General features: G+C 35.6%; 15 protein-coding genes. 6 read left to right on the forward strand and 9 right to left on the reverse strand.

Going from position 1 to position 20,411, the window contains the following annotated elements; genetic code table 11:
• Window positions 1-18 precede the first annotated feature (18 nt).
• The gene (locus G3A47_RS00115) at window positions 19-432 is read right to left on the reverse strand and encodes a helix-turn-helix domain-containing protein (RefSeq protein WP_166919273.1); all 414 of its coding nucleotides are present in this window, start codon (window positions 430-432) and stop codon (window positions 19-21) included.
• Between the two features lie 201 nt (window positions 433-633).
• On the opposite strand from G3A47_RS00115, the gene G3A47_RS00120 reads away from it, so the two are divergent.
• Window positions 634-975: a hypothetical protein gene (locus G3A47_RS00120; RefSeq protein WP_166919275.1), complete on the forward strand. Its 342-nt coding sequence runs from the start codon at window positions 634-636 to the stop codon at window positions 973-975.
• Here the strand turns inward: G3A47_RS00120 and G3A47_RS00125 are convergent.
• The 4 genes from G3A47_RS00125 to G3A47_RS00140 all read right to left on the reverse strand — a co-directional run bounded on the left by G3A47_RS00125 (window position 968) and on the right by G3A47_RS00140 (window position 6,977).
• On the reverse strand, window positions 968-1,378 hold the full coding sequence (locus G3A47_RS00125) for a BRO family protein (protein ID WP_243860357.1): 411 nt from the start codon (window positions 1,376-1,378) through the stop codon (window positions 968-970). The two genes, G3A47_RS00120 and G3A47_RS00125, sit on opposite strands and share 8 nt — an antisense overlap.
• Window positions 1,379-1,482: 104 nt before the next feature.
• Window positions 1,483-2,118 carry a murein L,D-transpeptidase catalytic domain-containing protein gene (locus G3A47_RS00130; RefSeq protein WP_166919277.1) on the reverse strand — a complete coding sequence of 212 codons (636 nt, stop codon included), beginning with the start codon at window positions 2,116-2,118 and terminating at the stop codon, window positions 1,483-1,485.
• 151 nt (window positions 2,119-2,269) lie between these two features.
• Window positions 2,270-3,472, reverse strand: a complete 1,203-nt coding sequence (locus G3A47_RS00135) for an alpha/beta hydrolase family protein (RefSeq protein WP_166919279.1) — start codon at window positions 3,470-3,472, stop codon at window positions 2,270-2,272.
• Window positions 3,473-3,536: 64 nt separating this feature from the next.
• Window positions 3,537-6,977, reverse strand: a complete 3,441-nt coding sequence (locus tag G3A47_RS00140; RefSeq protein WP_166919281.1) for a methylmalonyl-CoA mutase family protein — start codon at window positions 6,975-6,977, stop codon at window positions 3,537-3,539.
• Between the two features lie 291 nt (window positions 6,978-7,268).
• Here G3A47_RS00140 and G3A47_RS00145 point away from each other — a divergent pair, with 291 nt between their 5' ends.
• From G3A47_RS00145 to purU, 3 genes are all read left to right on the forward strand, one after another.
• Complete coding sequence (locus tag G3A47_RS00145) at window positions 7,269-8,876, forward strand: L,D-transpeptidase family protein (protein ID WP_166919283.1); 1,608 nt, start codon at window positions 7,269-7,271, stop codon at window positions 8,874-8,876.
• Between the two features lie 446 nt (window positions 8,877-9,322).
• The gene (locus G3A47_RS00150) at window positions 9,323-10,042 is read left to right on the forward strand and encodes a DUF4197 domain-containing protein (protein ID WP_166919285.1); all 720 of its coding nucleotides are present in this window, start codon (window positions 9,323-9,325) and stop codon (window positions 10,040-10,042) included.
• Window positions 10,043-10,158: 116 nt separating this feature from the next.
• The gene (purU, locus tag G3A47_RS00155) at window positions 10,159-11,013 is read left to right on the forward strand and encodes a formyltetrahydrofolate deformylase (RefSeq protein WP_166919287.1); all 855 of its coding nucleotides are present in this window, start codon (window positions 10,159-10,161) and stop codon (window positions 11,011-11,013) included.
• A gap of 82 nt (window positions 11,014-11,095) precedes the next feature.
• Here the strand turns inward: purU and katG are convergent, their stop codons facing one another.
• Window positions 11,096-13,288, reverse strand: a complete 2,193-nt coding sequence (gene katG / locus G3A47_RS00160) for a catalase/peroxidase HPI (RefSeq protein WP_166919289.1) — start codon at window positions 13,286-13,288, stop codon at window positions 11,096-11,098.
• A gap of 833 nt (window positions 13,289-14,121) precedes the next feature.
• Between katG and G3A47_RS00165 the strand changes: the two genes are divergently transcribed.
• Together G3A47_RS00165 and G3A47_RS00170 are read left to right on the forward strand one after the other, a co-directional pair.
• Window positions 14,122-15,132 carry an aldo/keto reductase gene (locus G3A47_RS00165; RefSeq protein WP_166919290.1) on the forward strand — a complete coding sequence of 337 codons (1,011 nt, stop codon included), beginning with the start codon at window positions 14,122-14,124 and terminating at the stop codon, window positions 15,130-15,132.
• Window positions 15,133-15,201: 69 nt separating this feature from the next.
• On the forward strand, window positions 15,202-16,122 hold the full coding sequence (locus tag G3A47_RS00170; RefSeq protein ID WP_166919292.1) for a helix-turn-helix domain-containing protein: 921 nt from the start codon (window positions 15,202-15,204) through the stop codon (window positions 16,120-16,122).
• Here the strand turns inward: G3A47_RS00170 and G3A47_RS00175 are convergent.
• From G3A47_RS00175 to G3A47_RS00185, 3 genes are all read right to left on the reverse strand, one after another.
• Window positions 16,119-16,919 (reverse strand): ABC transporter substrate-binding protein, encoded by an 801-nt coding sequence (locus tag G3A47_RS00175; RefSeq protein WP_166919294.1) that lies wholly within the window; start codon window positions 16,917-16,919, stop codon window positions 16,119-16,121. The genes G3A47_RS00170 and G3A47_RS00175 overlap by 4 nt on opposite strands.
• Before the next feature lie 307 nt (window positions 16,920-17,226).
• A complete protein-coding gene (pyrF, locus tag G3A47_RS00180) occupies window positions 17,227-18,045 on the reverse strand; it encodes an orotidine-5'-phosphate decarboxylase (protein WP_166919296.1) in 819 nt (272 codons plus the stop codon).
• A gap of 114 nt (window positions 18,046-18,159) precedes the next feature.
• On the reverse strand, window positions 18,160-20,343 hold the full coding sequence (locus G3A47_RS00185; RefSeq protein WP_166919297.1) for a DUF5723 family protein: 2,184 nt from the start codon (window positions 20,341-20,343) through the stop codon (window positions 18,160-18,162).
• Window positions 20,344-20,411: the final 68 nt, after the last annotated feature.

Consider the following 20,411-nt stretch of genomic DNA (forward strand, 5'->3'; position numbering starts at 1 on the left):
TAACTTCTTTAGGAAATATTATTTCGCTTTTAGCAGTTTCTCTAAATATTCTATTTTTTCTTTTTCAGCTTCCAACAAACGTTCGTACAGCTTTTTATTTTCTTCTACCGACTCCATTAGTTTGTCTAACGGATTGAACGTACAATGATTATTGTTTCCAAAATGGCTATTATTTACAGCTTCATTAAAACTATTGAAATAATTGATAACCCCTTCTTCCGAAAAATTCTTAATTGCCTCCACTGTTACACCAAGTGCTTTTGCTATTTGAATAAGTTTTTCTTCCTCTATTGTTTCACTATTTTCTATAGCCGATATGGCTTGCTGATTTGTTCCTAAAGCCTGTGCCAAAGCTTCCTGCTTCATATCCCGAAGTTCACGAATACGGCTTATTTTTCGCCCTATATGATTTGGTTTTGTTAGTGTGCTCATAATTCAAAGATAATAATTAAGTGGTATAACCCACAATAGATAAAAAACATATTTCGCTATGTACGATACGGCTGAAAATGATTTGGTACGGTACAATTTATTTCTTTCTTCGCCGAGTAAAACAAAAGTAAGTTTTTTCTTTCTTAAAAACTAATAAAAAACCAAACTATAAATCATTAAGCAATTTAAAAACACAGTATCATGGAAACAAATGAAATTAAAAATTTAGAGAATCTTAGAAAACTAACTACTCAGTATTTCAGCACGCTAAATCAGACTAATAACAAAACGGGAGGTCACATCACTCAAATTAAGTTGTCGGACTATAATGAACTTGGTTACACTATAACCAATATGCTTAAATTATGTGTTTTGGCGCTGGATCAAGACAGACATCAAATTTCAGAAGCTGAAAACGATTCTACAATTAATGTTGCCCTCGTTTTAGAAATAGTACTACAACTGTTTCCTGTAGATGAATTTGAGTTTTTAAGTGAAATTAGTCAAATTCAAATTGGGGACTCACAAAGTGTTACTACTTAAAAGAAAAATCTTCAAACCGTGATAATTCGTCACGGTTTGAAGATTTTTCTTTTAAGCATTGCTTTAATTTACGACAATAAGGCAAGCCATAATTTAAAAGGCTCCGCTTTTGGTGATGAACTGACTGAATTAATCTAAAAAGTTGTTGCGTATCAGCTACATCCGTCTTATAGTATTTTCCATCGGTTGATTTCATTTTAAGTTGACTACAAATTGTAGTCAACTCACTACCTTCTTTTTTAAGCCTCGTTTTCAAAACGCTCCAATATTTTCGTGCGTTAAGGCTATCAGTCAACACACCAATAACATCAACAATAGAAAAATACCACTTTTCCTCATCCTCGTTCCAAATCGTTCTCATTTTCTTTTCTTCAAACAATTGAATATTTTCTGAATGCCCCATAACATGAACTTATCCTATTTGAATCTCAAAATTAAAGATAATTTTTTTATTGAAAAAATATTTTGTAAGAAAAAACATGTTTAAAAAAATCCTGCTCGTTTCAATCAATAATAAATATCTAAAACAATTTGCTTTTCAGAAGTATCAATTCGCTTTTCGATTCGCTCAAAAAACCTTTCACTAATCATTGGACAACCATAACTCAAACAAATTGGATTGTCTTGTTCTTCGTATGGCACTTTACTGTATTTATGCAAAACGATATTTCTTAAAAAGGCATTATTGTTTGTTTTGTCTAAACCGTATAATTTATAGGCCTTTCCGAAATCACCATTGTAACTGTATCCGATATAATATTTCCCTAATGAAGTACAAAGCGAATTATTGACGTTACTGAATTTCAATTCTCCCTCTATATTAGTTTCCGATCCGGAACCATGAGCGACTAAACCTTTATCTACTATTTTATCATTTTGCAAATCGTAAACAAAAAAACGGTTCTTTCCTGACCTGATTCTCATGTCAATAAAAAAAGCTGTTTTACTATTGTATTTAGAGTTACGGGCAATTATTTTCTTTACAGCATCAACTCTTTTGGAGAGTTTTTGTTCTGTTTTTTCATCTATAATTGTAGTAGTGGTAGTTCCGGTTTTAGTTTTCTTTTTTGAATTATCAATAAGCAATTTCAAACCAACTAGTACTATTACCAAAAACAGTAGAGAGAGCATTATTTTTTTCATGATCTAATTCTTCACAATCCTATATCATCACACAATGTACTATAAATACCAACAATAAAACAATTACTTTACTAATAAAAAAATTGTTAGCGCGAGCGTCCCGCTCGTGCTTAATTATTTCAATTCTTTTCTAAATATTATACTTTTCTCTTCAATTTGCCTCCATAATAATTTTGTACAATTCTTCACAATAAGCAAGCTTATCGTTTTGTTGGTTTCTTTTATTTTCCTGCCCCGCTTCATAAACCGAAACCTGAAACCAATACAATACCCTAATAGCCATATTCTGTGCTAAGGGATTCTTTTCGTCTAACTTCATATCATTCAAATCCTTAATTTCAGATTTCCAAAACTTAGAAGTAGTACTACGCCTAGTCGATTTTAATTCCTGCTCAAAACGAAGCCATAGTTTATCTAAAATTTCATTTTCCAAAACCTTTATCTTCTCCATTTTTGCCACTTCCTCTTTGTATTCCTTGGATTTTTTGATTTCGGCAATCTTAGCTCTTAAAAAATTACTTTCGTCTATATTTAAAATAGCAATCCCTTTTTCATAGGTATTCACTGCTAAAACCATTTCTTTATTTGCCTTTAAGCTATCGGCTATTCGCAGATTAGTATCATAAATTCTTTTACTAATGGTATCGTTCTTTGGTCTTATATTTTTTCTATAGGCCTGAATTTCTAACCAGTGAAATGCGCGAAGCATTTCAGCTGGTCTGGGCCAAACGTGGTCCTCATGAGCAATAAAAAGCGTGTTAACAATCTTTGCCTTATCCAGCCACTCTTTATTATCAATCATCTCCTGATAATTCATATCTCTATCTCCAACCATACCTACAAAAGAAAAAGCATTAGACGGCGGTATAAACTTATCCATATTGTTGAAAGAAGCTCCACAAGCTACAACACCTTGAAAAGCCCCCGTAGATATTGCAAAAAAACTGGCTAATCTTGCACCACCCGAAAAACCTGCTATATAAAGCTGTGAAGTATCAATAGCATAGGCTTGCAATACCTCATCAAATAATCTATTGGCAACAGCAATATTATCCTGAACTAATCCATTTTTTAAAGTGTTAGAACACACCAAAATATAATTATAGGTTTCAGCAGCCGGGATAAATGGCTTAATCCCTTCTTTACCTCTTGCAGCCGGTTCAAAAATAAAAACCAATGCCAATGGAGTTTTAGCATCGTATTTTTTAGGAAAATATATCGCATATGATTCCGTTGGAGCAGTTGCAATTTTTATCGAATCGATAATAATTCCCGTTTGTAACAATTGCTTGTCTTGAGCATAGCTAAAAAACGTAACTAAAAGAAAAAGAATATAGTAGAAAGTATTTTTCATAACACTAAAATAAAAAAAACCTCTCATTTCTGAGAGGTTTTCCAATATTAAAAATTTAAAAAATTTACATATTCCTTCTATACTGCCCTCCCACTTCAAACAATGCCGAAGTAATCTGACCTAACGAACAAACCTTTGTAGCTTCCATTAAATGATCGAATAAATTTTCGTTTTTAATAGCTGCTTCCTGAAGTTTACTCAAATGTTCGTTTACTTTTGCTTCGTGAAATTGGTGCAGATTATCTAACATCGTAATCTGATATTGTTTTTCTTCCTCGGTGGCACGGATAACTTCTGCCGGAATTACGGTTGGTGAACCCTTTGAACTCAAGAAAGTATTAACCCCCACAATTGGGAAATCGCCATTGTGTTTTAAAGTCTCGTAATACAAACTTTCTTCCTGAATTTTAGAACGTTGGTACATCGTTTCCATAGCACCTAAAACACCACCTCTTTCTGTGATACGATCAAATTCCTGTAAAACGGCAGCTTCTACTAAATCAGTTAGTTCTTCGATAATAAAAGAACCTTGTATCGGGTTTTCGTTTTTCGCTAAACCTAACTCTTTATTAATAATCAGCTGAATAGCCATTGCACGACGAACAGATTCTTCTGTTGGTGTTGTAATTGCTTCATCGTAAGCATTGGTATGCAATGAATTACAGTTGTCATAAATAGCATATAAAGCCTGTAATGTGGTACGGATATCATTGAAATCAATTTCCTGAGCGTGTAACGAACGTCCCGAAGTTTGAATATGGTATTTCAACATCTGTGCTCTTTCGTTGGCTCCGTATTTGTTTTTCATGGCTTTTGCCCATATTTTACGCGCCACACGACCAATTACGGCATACTCAGGATCTACTCCGTTAGAGAAAAAGAATGATAAATTAGGTCCGAAATCGTTGATGTTCATTCCACGGCTCAAATAATATTCCACGTAAGTGAAACCATTAGAAAGCGTAAAAGCCAATTGCGTAATCGGGTTTGCTCCTGCCTCTGCAATATGATAACCTGAAATAGATACCGAATAAAAATTACGAACGTTTTTGGTAATAAAATATTCCTGAACGTCACCCATTAATCGCAAGGCAAATTCAGTCGAGAAAATACAGGTATTTTGCGCCTGATCTTCTTTTAGAATATCGGCCTGAACCGTTCCACGAACTTGTGATAATGTTTTAACTTTAATTTCGTTGTAGACTTCCAAAGGCAAAACCTGATCTCCGGTAACACCCAAAAGCATTAAGCCTAAACCATCGTTCCCTTCCGGCAAATCGCCTTGGTATTTTGGACGCTCTACTCCTTTTCCTGCATATATTTTGTTGATTTTTGCCTCAACTTCTTTTTCTAAACCATTGGCTTTAATATAGTGCTCACATTGTTGATCAATCGCCGCATTCATAAAAAAGCCTAACAACATTGGTGCCGGCCCATTGATAGTCATACTTACCGAGGTCAGTGCATGAACCAAATCAAAACCGGAATACAATTTTTTGGCATCGTCTAAACAACAGATCGAAACTCCTGCATTACCAATTTTTCCGTAAATATCCGGACGTAAATCCGGGTCGTTTCCATACAAAGTAACACTATCAAATGCAGTGGAAAGCCTTTTGGCAGGCAATCCGGCACTTACATAATGAAAACGTTTATTGGTTCTTTCCGGTCCACCTTCACCTGCAAACATTCTTGACGGATCCTCGCCTTCACGTTTAAACGGATACAATCCTGATGCAAAAGGAAATTCTCCCGGAACATTTTCCTGCAAACTCCAACGCAAAATATCGCCCCAGGCTTCGTACTTAGGCAAAGCAATTTTTGGAATTTGTAAATGCGATAAACTCTCCGTATGTGTTGCGATCTTGATTTCTTTATCACGAACTTTAAACGAATACACCGGATTTTTGTATTTGTTTACTTTCTCATCCCAATTCAGGATAATCTCCCAATTGTACGGATCTAAATCCATTTTTACTTTATCAAATTGATTGAGTAAAAGATTCAGGAAAATGCGATTTTCATCGTGTTCTGCAATTCCTGCCGGTAACACCGAACTGTCCTCAATTCCTGCTTTAGTAATTTGTGGAACTTTTCCGGAAACCGTCTCCAGCGTTTTATAAATTCCGTATAATTTTTGCGCCACTTTTTGTTGTGAAAGCGCTATTTCATCATAACCTCTGTTGCTCTCTGCAATTTCAGATAAATAACGGGTTCTGTGAGGCGGAATTACAAAGATTTTCTCGCTCATTTCTTTGGTAATCTCAAAAGTCGATCTCAAATCAGAAGCTGTTTTTTCGACTATTTTATCCATGATCGCTTTGTAAAGCGTATTCATTCCGGGATCATTAAACTGCGAAGCAATTGTTCCGAAAACAGGCATCTCATCAGGATTTTTATCCCAAAGATTATGATTGCGCTGGTACTGTTTTTTTACATCACGAATTGCATCCAGAGCACCCCTTTTATCAAATTTATTCAAAGCAACCAAATCTGCAAAATCAAGCATATCGATTTTCTCCAATTGCGTTGCAGCACCAAATTCTGGCGTCATTACATATAAAGAAACATCCGAATGATCCATAATTTCGGTATCGGATTGTCCGATTCCCGAAGTTTCCAGAATGATCAGATCGTATTTAGCCGCTTTTAAAACCTGAATTGCTTCGGCAACATATTTAGACAAAGCCAAATTCGACTGACGTGTCGCCAGCGAACGCATATAAACACGAGGATTATTGATCGCGTTCATACGGATTCTGTCTCCTAAAAGTGCTCCTCCTGTTTTTCTCTTTGAAGGGTCAACCGATATTAATCCGATTGTTTTCTCCGGGAAATCAATTAAAAAACGACGTACTAATTCGTCTACTAATGATGATTTACCTGCTCCACCCGTTCCGGTGATCCCTAAAACCGGAATCTTAGAATCGGTATTACTCTGATGAATCTGATCAAAAACCGGTTTTGCTATTTCAGGGAAATTTTCTGCTGCAGAAATCAGACGCGCAATAGCGGTTGGATTTTTACTTTCAATATGATCAATTTCTCCGTTTAGTTTATCTCCAATAGGAAAATCGGATTGGGTCACCAAATCATTGATCATTCCTTGTAATCCCAAAGAACGGCCATCATCCGGTGCGTAGATTCGTGTAATTCCGTATTCATGTAATTCTGAAATTTCGCTTGGCAAAATTACACCTCCGCCTCCGCCAAAAATCTTAATATGTCCTGCTCCTTTTTCGCGAAGCAAATCATACATATATTTAAAATATTCATTATGTCCTCCCTGATAAGAAGTCATTGCAATAGCATTAGCGTCTTCCTGAATTGCGGTGTTTACCACTTCTTCAACACTTCGGTCATGACCTAAATGAATTACCTCAACACCTGTTGACTGAATAATACGTCGCATAATGTTGATTGCGGCGTCATGTCCGTCAAAAAGTGAAGCAGCCGTTACAATTCTTACTTTATTTTTAGGATTATATGGTATTTGTTGTTCCATTTTATGAATATGATAATTTTAAGGGAGCAATTTACAAATTATTTTAATAATTGATCACCATGATAGCTTTATGTTAACAAAAAAAATCATTTTTTTTAAATCATGGGGTAACAATTTAAACTCGTCCCGTATCTATGGTATATAAACCTACTTAACATGGTAATTTCGAAACATTTAAAAGAAATACAATAACCTGAAAAACAACACAATACATAATTTAGTAGTGTAGAAAAACCCCAAATTTTTACCCACGACTTTCAATCTTAAGTACTAACGTAAAAATTTAATGCAATGAAAACTTTATATCTTTTCGCCATTATTCTTTTCACTGGTTTACTAACTTCTTCCTTTGATTTGAAAAAAAATGACCGCACAGAAAATACCAAATCACAGGATATTCATTCTGACGTTTCAAGTCATTCTGATCCATTAGTAGATACAGAAATACTAAATGACTTTTTTAAAAAATATACCGATTTAAAAAAGTACCAAAACAAAGTTGCTGCTTTATACAAAAACAGATCTTACGAATCAATTTGGTTTGAAGACAATAAAATCAATGAATTTGGTCAGTTGTTACACCAAAAACTAAAATTGACACATGAAGAAGGATTAGAAATTGAAATTCCTTATGAAAATGAAATTGATAAAATCTTCAGCAAAAAAGCCACAGAAAGACCTTCAAAATCCGATTCTGATTTATTGTTAAGCACCGCCTATATTATTTATATGAGCCAGGTTTATGAAGGTTTAGACGCTGAAACCGTAAAAAAAACAGGCTGGCTTTTACCTAAAAAACAGCTATCTTATGGTACTTTACTGGATTCTCTTATCGTTAATCCAACTTTATTGGATAAAAATGAGGAACTGCTTTTTGATCAGTACTATAAACTGCAAGGCGCTTTAGAAAAATACAGACAGATCGAAAAAGACGGAACATGGACACCAATTGAAACAGAAACTCCCTATAAAGATTTACGTCCTGATGCGGTTTCAAATACAATTGCACAGGTCAGAACAAGATTAGTAGTAATGGGAGATTTGAAAAAAGATTCTAAAAGTAATGTTTACGACAGAGAACTTATGGATGCCGTTATGAAATACAAACTAAGAAACGGTTTTAAACCCAACTACATTTTAGCCGAAGAGCACATTAAAGACATGAATACCCCTATCGCTGATAAAATCAAAGTACTAACGGTTAATATGGAACGCTGTCGTTGGATTTCTCCAAAATTGGTAAAAGACAACGAATATGTAATGGTTAATGTACCTTCTTTTGAATTGGTGTATGCAAAAAATGGTAAAACAGAGTTGGCATCACGTGTTTTTGTGGGTTCAACATTCACTAAAACAACCATATTTAGCGGTAACATAGATAAAATTGTTTTCAGCCCATATTGGACTGTCCCACAAAGTATTGTAGATAACGAATTGAAATCAAAAATAGCAGCCGATAAAAACTATCTCGCTGAACATAATATGGAAATCGTAAACGGTCAGGTAAGACAAAAACCGGGTCCCGAAAACTCCCTGGGATTGGTGAAATTTATTTTCCCAAATCCGGAAGATATTTATATGCACGACACACCGGCGAAAACTTTATTTGACTTTGAAAAAAGGACTTTCAGCCACGGTTGTATCAATGTAAAAGAAGCCAAAAACTTAGCCATTGCCATGCTTAAAGATTATCCGGAATGGACTATTGACAGAATAAACAAAGCAATGGAAGGAAAAGAAGAAACGACTTTTAGATTAGCCAATAAAATACCAATTTACATCTGTTATTTTACTGCATGGGTAAATGAATCCGGCGAAGTAAGCTTTTTTCGGGATGTTTATGACAGAGATGACGATTTGAATAAAATTATGTATCAGGAGTCACTGGCTCTTAACTAAAAAAAATACAATACGACTTAAATTTTAACCGGGAGAACTATTCAAAAAAATGGATAGTTCTCTTTTTTTACATAATTAATTCAAGTTACTAGTTACTTAGTTGTAAAATGTGTACTGTAAAATGTAAAATGCTAGTCTGAAAAGGCAAATGCTGCATTTTAGTGATCTGACACAATTATATGTTCGTACAATGTGAGATAATAATCAATTAAACAAAACTTATTCCTTTTCGCATTTTACACTATACATCATACGTTTTACATTTTACAGTATACATTTTACAGTATACATTTTACAACTAGCAACTTGAGTTAACCCTGTGTTAAAAAAACACAACCAACAGATTATTGTTAATTCTAAAACAAATTGTTTCTGCTGTCAAAATAAAATTGTGGCTTTATTTTTGAATAAGTAGTATTTTTGAAACTTATAAAAATTACAATTTAATGAAAAAGATTACCTTTTTACTGTTGACACTTTCTTTTACCTCATTTGCGCAAGTGCAACAAAATCAAGATAAATTATCACAATTATCCTCAAAAATCTCCGGACTTGGAGGTGTTAATATTGCTTCCGGTTTAAAAGAAGCCCTTAACAAAGGAATTACGGAGCAGGTAAGTAAATTAACTGCTGTTGATGGTTTTTATAAAAATGAAGCCGTAAAAATTTTAATGCCCGAAGAACTTCGAAAAGTAGATGCTACTTTACGCAGATTTGGCTTAGGCTCTCTTGCCGATGAAGGTGTTAAAGTGCTGAATCGTGCTGCAGAGGATGCCGTTAAAGAAGCTACTCCTATATTTGTTTCAGCGGTAAAAAACATGTCGATTACGGATGCTAAAAACATACTGCTGGGTAACGAAAGTGCTGCAACAACTTACCTGCAAAACAGTACTACAAAATCTTTATACAGTAAATTTAATCCAGTTATTAAAAACTCTTTTGAAAAAGTGGGTGCTGACGGTATTTGGACACAAATTATCAACAAATACAATACACTTCCACTGGTAAAAAAAGTAAACCCTGACTTGACTGATTACACAACAAATCAAGCTCTTGCAGGTGTTTTTAAAATGATTGCTGTAGAAGAAAAAGATATTCGCGCCAATATCAGTGCAAGAACAACCCCTCTATTGAAAAGCGTTTTTGCCATTCAGGATAAAAAGTAATTTTATTTAACCACAAAGGATGCAATTCAAAATAAGAAACCGTTGTGCACTTTGCGTAAATCTTTGTGCCCTTTGCGGTTAAAAAACCTTCTCAACCAAAAAACAACCCAAAAAAAATGCAAAAAATAACCATTCTGATTCACTGCAAAGACCAAAAAGGAATTATCGCCGCAGTTACTACTTTTATCGCAAAAGTAGATGGAAATATTATCTATATTGATCAACATGTTGACGTGGAACAAAATGTTTTTTTTATGCGTCTGGAATGTGAATTCGCAAATCACCATACCAGCATTGAAGCAATAAAAGAAGAATTTCATCAAACTATTGCGACCGATTTCCAAATGTCCTGGGACCTGTACAATCAGGAACAAAAGCCCAGAATGGCACTCTTTGTATCCAAATACGATCACTGTCTGTTTGATATTTTGGGACGTTACAGTGCAGATGAATTAAATGTTGAAATTCCTGTAATTATAAGCAACCATAATGATTTACGATCTATCGCAGAGCGTTTTGATATTCCGTTTCATTGTGTGCCATTTACAAAAGACAATAAGGAAGAAGGAGAAGCAAAACAAATTGAACTGTTAAACAAATATCAAATCAACTTTATTGTTTTGGCTCGTTATATGCAGATCATTACACCTAAACTGATTTCGCTTTACGAAAATAAAATAATCAATATTCACCATTCGTTTTTACCAGCTTTTCCGGGGGCAAAACCTTATCACTCCGCTTTTAAACGTGGTGTAAAAATTATTGGAGCCACAAGTCATTATGTAACAGAGGAATTAGACGAAGGTCCGATTATAGAACAGGATATTACGCCTGTTTCTCATATTCATTCGGTAGAAGATTTTATCATGAAAGGACGTGATCTCGAACGAATTGTTCTTGCCCGTGCTATTAAACTTCATGCAGAACGCAAAACGATGGTTTATAGTAATAAAACGGTTGTGTTTTCTTAACGTTGTTTAACCGTCGTATTTATAAAAAAAATTAAACCCGACAGGTTTTTAAAACCTGTCGGGTTTGTTATTTTTTTTTAACCTACTTAACTAAATCAAATCGATCCAAATTCATCACCTTAGTCCAGGCAGCAACGAAATCTTTAACAAATTTTTCTTTAGCATCGCCGGAACCGTACACTTCAGCTATAGCGCGGAGTTCTGAATTGGAACCAAAGATAAGATCAGCTCGGGATGCGATCCATTTTGTTTCTCCGGTGGCACGATTGCGTCCTTCAAATGTTTCTCCGGTTTCGTCTGTCGCTTTCCAGGTCGTAGTCAGATCTAATAAGTTAACGAAGAAATCATTGCTTAATGTCTCTATATTTTTTGAGAAAACACCTTTTTTAGCTCCATCATAATTAGTATCCAGAACTCTCAGACCACCAACTAGCACAGTCATTTCAGGTGCTGTTAAAGTTAATAGTTGCGCTCTGTCCAATAACAATTCTTCGGTAATCGAATTGCAATTTGCATTTTTATAGTTTCGGAATCCGTCTGCTTTTGGCTCTAATGCCTTAAACGAATGCACATCTGTTTGTTCTAAAGTAGCATCTCCTCTACCAGGTGTAAACGGAACTTCTATATTAAATCCGGCATTACCAACCGCTTTTTCGACTGCAACGGAACCTCCCAATACAATTAAATCAGCCAAAGAAACCTCTTTTCCTGAACTCGCGAATTCGTTTTGTATTCCTTCTAAAACAGCCAATACCTTTTTTAATTGCTCCGGATTATTGACTTCCCAATTGATTTGAGGCTCAAAACGGATACGTGCTCCATTAGCACCTCCGCGTTTGTCCGAACCACGGAATGTAGAAGCAGAAGCCCAGGCGGTAGCAACTAATTGCGATATTGAAAGTCCGCTTGAGCGGATTTTATCTTTCAATGCAGTTATATCACTATCATTTAATTCGCTTTTAGCCGCCGGAATCGGGTCTTGCCAAATTAGTACTTCAGTAGGCACTTCAGGTCCTAAGTAACGGGCAACAGGCCCCATATCTCTATGTGTCAATTTAAACCATGCTCTGGCAAATGCATCACCAAATTTGTCAAAATTTTCAAAATAATATCTTGAGATTGGCTCATAAACGGGATCTAATTTTAAGGCCAGATCGGCTGTCGTCATCATTGGAGCGTGACGTTTGTTCGGATCGTGAGCATCTTCTACCGTAGTAGCAGCACTCTCATCAGACGGTGTCCATTGATGTGCTCCGGCAGGGCTTTTTGTTAATATCCAATCGTATTTGAAGAGCGTTTCAAAATAACCATTATCCCAAGTAGTCGGATTTGGTTTCCAGGCTCCCTCAATACCACTTGTAATGGCATCAGCTCCTACACCGGAACCAAAGCTATTTTTCCAGCCCAGTCCCATTTCCTCAATACTTGCTCCTTCAGGAGCAGCTCCCACTAAAGCAGCATCACCGGCACCATGTGCTTTTCCGAATGTGTGCCCACCTGCAACCAGAGCTACAGTCTCTTCATCATCCATCGCCATACGGGCAAATGTTTCTCTTATATCTATACCGGAGCCATATGGATCAGGATTTCCGTTCGGTCCCTCAGGATTTACATAGATCAATCCCATTTGCACTGCTGCAAGCGGATTATCAAGTTCCCGATCTCCACGGTATCTTGTATCTCCCAACCAGGTTGTTTCGTTCCCCCAGTTGGTATCAATCTCAGGTTGCCAGACATCTTCTCTTCCTCCTGCAAATCCAAATGTTTTAAGCCCCATAGATTCCAAAGCGCAGTTCCCTGCCAAAATCATTAAATCTGCCCAGGAGATTTTATTACCATATTTTTGTTTGATTGGCCAAAGCAAAAAACGTGCTTTATCTAAATTACCATTATCAGGCCAACTGTTTAACGGAGCAAATCGTTGATTACCCGAACTTGCGCCTCCACGACCATCCGATATACGATAAGTACCGGCACTATGCCACGCCATACGAATAAACAGAGGCCCGTAATGACCGTAATCTGCAGGCCACCAGTCTTGCGAGTTTACCATTAAATCAAAAATATCCTTTTTGACTTCTTTTAGATCTAAAGTTTTAAACGCTGCCGCATAGTCAAAATCCTCTCCTAACGGATTTGACAAACTAGAATGTTGACGCAATATATCAACGTTTAATCGATTTGGCCACCAATCTTTGTTAGAGGTTCCTGATCCGGCCGTTTCTTTCATTTGTCCATTATGAAAAGGACATTTACTTTGATTTGATTCGCTCATTTTTTGCTTTTTTTTTGAGACAGCTTCCTGTTTTTTTGCTAAATGGTAATTTTTTCACAAAATCACATTTCACTGATATTTAACGTTTTATCAAATATACGAACAAAAGCTTTCGTTATTCATAAACAAAATTGATTGTTATTATATTTTAATAACTAAAAATTATTTAACGCTACAGAATGCTCAGAACAGCATATTAAAAAATCTTAACTTATGTTCAACAAAGTAATAACAAAACCTTAACAGCAAAAGATTCATATATGTCTCATCTTTGTAGTGTAATAAACTGGTTATTTATTATTTTGGTTTTGGTTAGTTAAATGATGCCGGCGTCTACGAGATGCCGGCATTCTTTTTTTCCGCAAAACCGAGATTTTTTCAGGTTTCAAGTTTCAGGTTTTGTCTTTTTCTTAAACCTTATTGAGATTACAACTGTTAGTCTTCGACTCCGCTCAGACTGACTTCTTTTTGATTCATTCCCAATTTCTGTACTTGATTCGTTTCACATCTTACATTTTACATCTCACATCTTTTAAAACATTCTCTTGACATACTTTGTGGAAGTTAACCGCAAAGGGCGCAAAGTTTTCGCAAAGTACGCAAGGAAACGACTTTGCGAGCCTTACGTAGTTCCTTGCGAACTTTGCGGTTAAAAAAAGAAACTGGTTGTATACCTATTATTTCACTGCAAAATTTACAGTGAGGATAAACCGAATTTTTTATTCCTTCTTCATTTTGGATACAACTACAAGAGATTCGGCTACTTTAAAAAAGGAACTCTGAGAGATCTTTGTCTTATCAATTTTTAATCTAACTATTTAAATCAAAAATTTATGAGTACTATAAAAACAGTGAATTTAGGAGGTCAAGGTCTTGTTATTCCAAATATTGGTTTAGGCTGCATGGGAATGACTCAACTTGCCGGAAATGACATTTATGGCAAAGCTGACGAAGCGGAATCCATAAGAACAATACACCGCTCATTGGAATTAGGCGGAAATTTTTTAGATACAGCAGATTTATACGGTCCGTTATTAAATGAAAGACTAATTGCAAAAGCGATAAAAGGCAATAGAAATCAATACCGCATTGCTACCAAATTTGGTTTTGAAATTAACGACAACGAACAACTTACCTGGCAGATCAACGGTAAAAAAGACTACGTTAGAAAGGCAGTGGAACGTTCTCTTAAGAATTTAGGAACTGATTATATTGATTTGTATTATTTACACAGACTGGATCCGAATACTCCTATTGAAGAAACTGTGGGTGTTATGTCTGATTTGGTTAAAGAAGGAAAAGTGGGTTATATTGGTCTTTCCGAGGTGGCATCGGAAACAATTCGAAAAGCACATAAAATTCATCCCTTAACAGCGGTACAAACAGAATATTCTCTTTTTGAAAGAAATGTTGAAGAGGCCGGAACTCTAAAAACACTCGAAGAGTTAAATATTGGCTTTGTTGCTTATTCGCCACTTGGAAGAGGATTTATTTCCGGCGAAATAAAAGATCCCAATGATATCCCTGAAAATGATTTCAGAAAAACGATCCCACGTTTTCAAGGGGAACAATTCTATAAAAACATTGTGCTCTTAAATGAAATAAAAGCCCTTGCTGACCAAAGAGAAATTACGGCCTCACAGTTGGCTTTAGCGTGGATCTCTACTAAAGGATTTGTATCAATTCCCGGTACAAAACGTGTAAAATATCTCGAAGAAAATATTGCTGCGGCACAAATTATTTTATCCAATGAAGAACTAAACCGATTGGAAAGTATTATCCCATTAGGAACAAATACCGGAGCGCGTTACGACAAAGCCGGAATGGCAGCAGTTGATTTGTAAAGAGTCTAAAAAATATCCAATGGAAAAGTTATCTTTACGATAGCTTTTCCTACTTTTAAATTTGACGTTATGAAAAAAGAAATTCACAATCCGCAAGCCATAAATTCGATTTCAGAATTACATCAGTTACTTAGGATTCCTAAACCGGATCATCCTTTGGTGAGTTTTGTTAATTTGGAGAAAATGAGCTGTCTCGTTAATGACAACTTAAAAAATATAATTTACAACTTCTACGCCATTTCTATTAAAAGAGGTTTTACGGGAAAATTGAAATACGGTCAAAATTATTATGATTTTGATGATGGTATCATGACCTTTATGTCTCCTAACCAGATTATTTCAACTGAAGTTTCAGAAGATACTCTTGTAAGCGGATCAATGTTGGTTATTCATCCGGACTTTATTCAAAATTATGCTTTAGCCAAAAACATTAAAAATTTTACTTTTTTTTCCTACGCCGTTCACGAAGCGTTACACCTTTCTGAAAAAGAAGAAAAGATGATTACCGGAATTATGCAAAATATAGAGCAGGAATATCTTTCTTCTATTGATGCGTTCAGTCAGGATGTGATAATTTCGCATATAGAATTACTCCTTAATTATTGTAACCGTTTTTACAACCGTCAGTTTCTTACGCGAAAAAGTGCCAATAATACGCTTCTAACCAAGCTGGAAACCCTTTTATCCGACTATTTTGAGCATGATAAAGTCCAGAAACTGGGATTACCAACTGTAGCTTATGTCTCAGAACAATTAAATGTTTCACCCAATTACCTGAGCGATATGTTGCGATCCTTAACCGGGCAAAGTACACAGCATCACATTCATAATAAAGTTATCGAAAAAGCAAAAGAATTACTTTCCACAACTTCGCTTAGCGTTAGTGAGACGGCTTATCAATTAGGCTTTGAATATCCGCAATCCTTTAATAAATTATTTAAAAGCAAAACCAAACTTTCTCCTTTAGAATTTAGGAGCTCGTTTAACTAGCTCTTTAATCGTTCATGAAGCAATTTAAAGTATGAGAACGCCTTTAGCAATCGGCTTCCGTGCCAGGAAAACATTTCGCCGTCGACAAAAACAGTTTTGGCGTGGTGGGTAAAACGTCCTATTTCGAAAGCGTCTTCTTCTTTGAAAGGATAAGGCTCGGAAGAAAGTAAAACCAAATCAGGGTCGCCTTCCAATCGCATTTTTTTGAGTTCGATTTCGGGATAGCGTCCTTTGTCTTCATAAATATTCTGAAAATGATTCAGCTTTAATAATTCATTTATATAAGTATCGTTTCCGGCAACCATATAAGGATTCTTCCAAATAAAATAGGCCGCTTTTTTTATTGCGATATCTTCAATGTATTTCCTGAAATCGTCTAAAGCAAAAGCCAATTTGTTGTTCCATTTTTGGGCTTCGGTGCGGCAATTAAAAAGCTGACCGAAATCGGAGATCATCTGAAAATTGTCTTCCAGAGTAACAATATTTGTCACCCAAACCGGGCAAATCTCACTTAGTTGTGCTACTATCTCTGCTGTGTTTTCTTCTTTATTACAAACGATAATATCGGGTTGCAATAGTTTTATTTTTTCGAAGTGAATCTTTTTTGTCCCCCCAACTACTTTTTTAGTCGATTTTAAATGATACGGATGTACACAAAACTTAGTAATTCCGATGATTTTTTCTTCTAAACCTAAATCATACAATAATTCGGTTTGAGAGGGAACCAACGAAATAATACGTTTGGGAGCCGTTTCAAAAGAATGCATAGTTCCTAACTGATCGGAGAATTGTTTCAAAGGAGATGTGGTTTTTTGTTTTTTTGTTTCAGGTTTCAGGTTTCAAGTTTTTTTTAAGCGCTAGGGGCGCAAAGGGCTACGCAAGGGTCGCAAATTTTTTTTCTTGTGAACTCCTATATGTTTGCGTAGAATTTTTTTCACGCAGATTTAGCAGATTTATTGAGATCGTTTTTATCGGAATCGCAGAGCAAAAATATCGGCTTAATCTGCTAGATCTGCGTGTATAAAAAGAAACTTTGCGAACCTTGCGGTTAAACTCACAAAGCTCCTCAACTTGAAACCTGAAACCTGAAACTTTTTTTAAAACTTATTTATTTCTAATAATCTCTTCCATTTCCTGCTGTACCTTCAAGGCCTCTTCTCTTGCTTTTTCGGCAAAGTCAGTTCCTTTTGAAGCATAGATAATGGCTCTTGCAGAATTTACAAGAAGACCGATTTTATCATTCATTCCGTATTTGCAAACTTCAGATAAACTACCGCCCTGAGCGCCAATTCCGGGAACAAGTAAGAAACTGTCCGGAACAATCTTTCTGATATCTGCAAAGTATTCCGCTTTGGTAGCGCCAACAACATACATTAGGTTTTCGCTGTTTTTCCATGTTTTAGAAGTTTCTAAAACTTGTTTGTACAACTCTTTTCCATTTGTAGTTAACGTCTGGAAATCGAAGGCTCCTTCATTTGAAGTCAAGGCTAACATAATGGTATGTTTGTTCTCAAAAGCCAAAAACGGTTCAACAGAATCCTTCCCCATGTAAGGTGCAACGGTCACACTATCAAAATTTAAATCCTCAAAAAAGGCTTTTGCATACATGCTTGACGTATTTCCGATATCTCCACGTTTTGCATCGGCGATGGTAAAAATATCTGGATAATTGGTATTGATGTATTCGATTGTTTTTTGAAGCGAAAGCCATCCTTTTAGTCCATATGCCTCAAAGAAAGCGGTGTTAGGCTTATACCCTACCGTTAGATCGTGTGTAGCATCGATTATCGCTTTATTGAATTCGAAAATAGGATCTTCGGTTTCTAATAAATGAGATGGAATCTTCGTTAAATCAGGATCTAATCCAACGCATAAAAATGATTTTTTCTGAAGAATTTGTTCGTGTAGTTGTTGTGTTGTCATTCTTGTTTTTTTAGTCCTTCTAATTCGCAAGAAATAATTCTTTTTTAGAAGTATGCAAAAATAAAAAAAGCCACTCAATTAAGAATGGCTTTTTGGTATTATATTCAATTCGGATTATAAATTGCCTAAATAAACAATTTCCGTTCTTCTGTTTTCAGCTCTTCCTGAAGCCGTTTTATTTGATTTTACCGGTTTGGATGATCCAAATCCCTGAGAAGTCAAATTAGCCGGATTTACTCCTTTACTAATCAAAAGATCCATAATTACTTTGGCTCTCGCTTCAGATAATTTCTGATTTACTTTTGCATTTCCAACATTATCTGTATGACCATTAATGGCAAATTTAGCATTTGGATAATTTTTCAGAATTTCTTTGATTGCGTCTAATCTTCCTGATGTTTCTCCCATTTTAGCATCGTTTAAAGTTGCTTTACCAGTTGTAAAAAAGATCGATTTAGCTTCTACTTTTAATTGCTCTAAAGTCGCTTTAGTAACCTTAGGACAACCTTTATTTTCTAACGGGCCTGCCACTAACGGACAATCATCCTCTTTATCAGAAATACCATCTTTATCTGCATCTAAAACCGGGCAACCTTTATTTTCAACCAAACCGGGAACATCAATACAAGCATCATCTTTATCTAAAACTCCATCTTTATCAGTATCCGGCCAAGGGCATCCTTTGTTTTCTACCGGGCCTGCTACTTTTGGACAAGCATCAACATTATCCAACAAAGTATCACCGTCTGTATCTTTCCATGGACATCCTTTGTTTTCTACTGCACCTTTCACATCCGGACAAGCATCGTCTTTGTCTAAAACTTTATCGCCATCTGTATCCGGCCATGGACAACCATTATTCTCTGCCGGTCCGGCTACTTTTCTACAAGCATCCTCTTTATCGATCACTCCATCTTCATCTGTATCTTTAAATTTCTTCTCATAAACCGGAATCTTCATACCTAAATGAAAATCGGCTCCTTTAGATTCTTTAGAAATCAAATTACTTACTACAGAACCGGAACCAATAAAGAAAACACCTACGCGAATTCCGGAACCAACTTGCATTCCTGTATATTCCATCCAGGTCATTGGCATGTAAAAACTAAACCATCTGCTTTCGTAACGAGGAGTTAAACTTACGCGGTCAGCAATTCCGTAACCATTTAGTTTATTATCCGAAACCATATTGATATCTCCATTCAGATTTAAATAGAATTTTCTGTACATATTCCAATCTACATCAGTATGAATTGCTGTTGGCAAATTTGTTTTTGCTCCTCTTGAAGTTGACGTTTTAGTATAATTTTGATTTAGAAAATCATATAGATTACTCATATCATCGATCATCTTTTCTGTTACAATACCGGTTACATTATAAGTATCCTGTTTTGCGTTTCTGTAATCTATAGATCCAATATCCGTCACAGACAATCCGAAGCGAAGTTTGTATTTATTTAAATCTCTAAAATTATTATCTGCCGGTTTTGCATTACTCAAATCGTATTGCTCGTAATCCGGTCTCCATTCGTAAACAAGTCCAAAATCAAAACCAAATCCTCTAGAGCCGGAATCAAATTTGTAATCTTCATTGGCTTCAAAATCCTGACTTGCTCCAATTGTAATTTCTCCCGAAGAAGCCAAAACACCGGCCTGAGGGTTAGTTGTGTTTTCAACATAGGCTACTTTAACATCTTTTCCCTGCACATAACCGTTTACACCGCCTTGCAAATACTTAGCTGTTAAACCTCCTTTTAGGAAATGTTGGTTCTTTTGGTATAATACTGCCGCATACGAAATTCCTAATTCACCCCATGAATTAGAAGCGCCATTTGGGTTCCCAGCATTGAAGTTAAAGTTACCGGATGCATCCAATCCGTCTTTAACCTGATCTACAAGATATCCGTTAATATTTCTTACGTTAGATACCGATCTGGCTCTTGTAAATACAGCCAAAGTATGCTTTGGAGCAATATTAAACATAAAAGACGGTCCCATTATATCAAAATTAACACGACCATTATTTGAGTTAGATGCAGTCATTTTTGACTGCTTGTCAAAATCATAACCGTCCTTGTAAACATCAAAAAGACGAACTCCATACAAATCGTTTTGAACCGATCCGCTAACGGAGAATAAATTAATATCTGTTTTAAAACGAGAATCAGCTATAGAAGCCGGATTAAAAAGTACACTTTGTACACCTGCATAATTATCATGAAAATAACCTAAATAAGATTGGGCTTTGACTGTAAAAGAGGCGCTGAAGATAAATAGAACAAGTAATTGTTTTTTCATTCAAATAGGGGTTTAAGATTAATTCGGCGGCAAAACTACAATAAAGGATTCATTCAAAGGTTACCAAA

The sequence above is a fragment of the Flavobacterium poyangense genome (genome assembly GCF_011751075.1).
GTDB lineage: Bacteria > Bacteroidota > Bacteroidia > Flavobacteriales > Flavobacteriaceae > Flavobacterium > Flavobacterium poyangense.

What these genes read in the sequence shown, in the direction of transcription:
- G3A47_RS00115 (WP_166919273.1), bottom strand. Translation starts at nt 432, where the DNA reads ATGAGCACACTAACAAAACCAAATCATATAGGGCGAAAAATAAGCCGT.
- G3A47_RS00120 (WP_166919275.1), top strand. Translation starts at nt 634, where the DNA reads ATGGAAACAAATGAAATTAAAAATTTAGAGAATCTTAGAAAACTAACT.
- G3A47_RS00125 (WP_243860357.1), bottom strand. Translation starts at nt 1,378, where the DNA reads ATGGGGCATTCAGAAAATATTCAATTGTTTGAAGAAAAGAAAATGAGA.
- G3A47_RS00130 (WP_166919277.1), bottom strand. Translation starts at nt 2,118, where the DNA reads ATGAAAAAAATAATGCTCTCTCTACTGTTTTTGGTAATAGTACTAGTT.
- G3A47_RS00135 (WP_166919279.1), bottom strand. Translation starts at nt 3,472, where the DNA reads ATGAAAAATACTTTCTACTATATTCTTTTTCTTTTAGTTACGTTTTTT.
- G3A47_RS00140 (WP_166919281.1), bottom strand. Translation starts at nt 6,977, where the DNA reads ATGGAACAACAAATACCATATAATCCTAAAAATAAAGTAAGAATTGTA.
- G3A47_RS00145 (WP_166919283.1), top strand. Translation starts at nt 7,269, where the DNA reads ATGAAAACTTTATATCTTTTCGCCATTATTCTTTTCACTGGTTTACTA.
- G3A47_RS00150 (WP_166919285.1), top strand. Translation starts at nt 9,323, where the DNA reads ATGAAAAAGATTACCTTTTTACTGTTGACACTTTCTTTTACCTCATTT.
- purU (WP_166919287.1), top strand. Translation starts at nt 10,159, where the DNA reads ATGCAAAAAATAACCATTCTGATTCACTGCAAAGACCAAAAAGGAATT.
- katG (WP_166919289.1), bottom strand. Translation starts at nt 13,288, where the DNA reads ATGAGCGAATCAAATCAAAGTAAATGTCCTTTTCATAATGGACAAATG.
- G3A47_RS00165 (WP_166919290.1), top strand. Translation starts at nt 14,122, where the DNA reads ATGAGTACTATAAAAACAGTGAATTTAGGAGGTCAAGGTCTTGTTATT.
- G3A47_RS00170 (WP_166919292.1), top strand. Translation starts at nt 15,202, where the DNA reads ATGAAAAAAGAAATTCACAATCCGCAAGCCATAAATTCGATTTCAGAA.
- pyrF (WP_166919296.1), bottom strand. Translation starts at nt 18,045, where the DNA reads ATGACAACACAACAACTACACGAACAAATTCTTCAGAAAAAATCATTT.
- G3A47_RS00185 (WP_166919297.1), bottom strand. Translation starts at nt 20,343, where the DNA reads ATGAAAAAACAATTACTTGTTCTATTTATCTTCAGCGCCTCTTTTACA.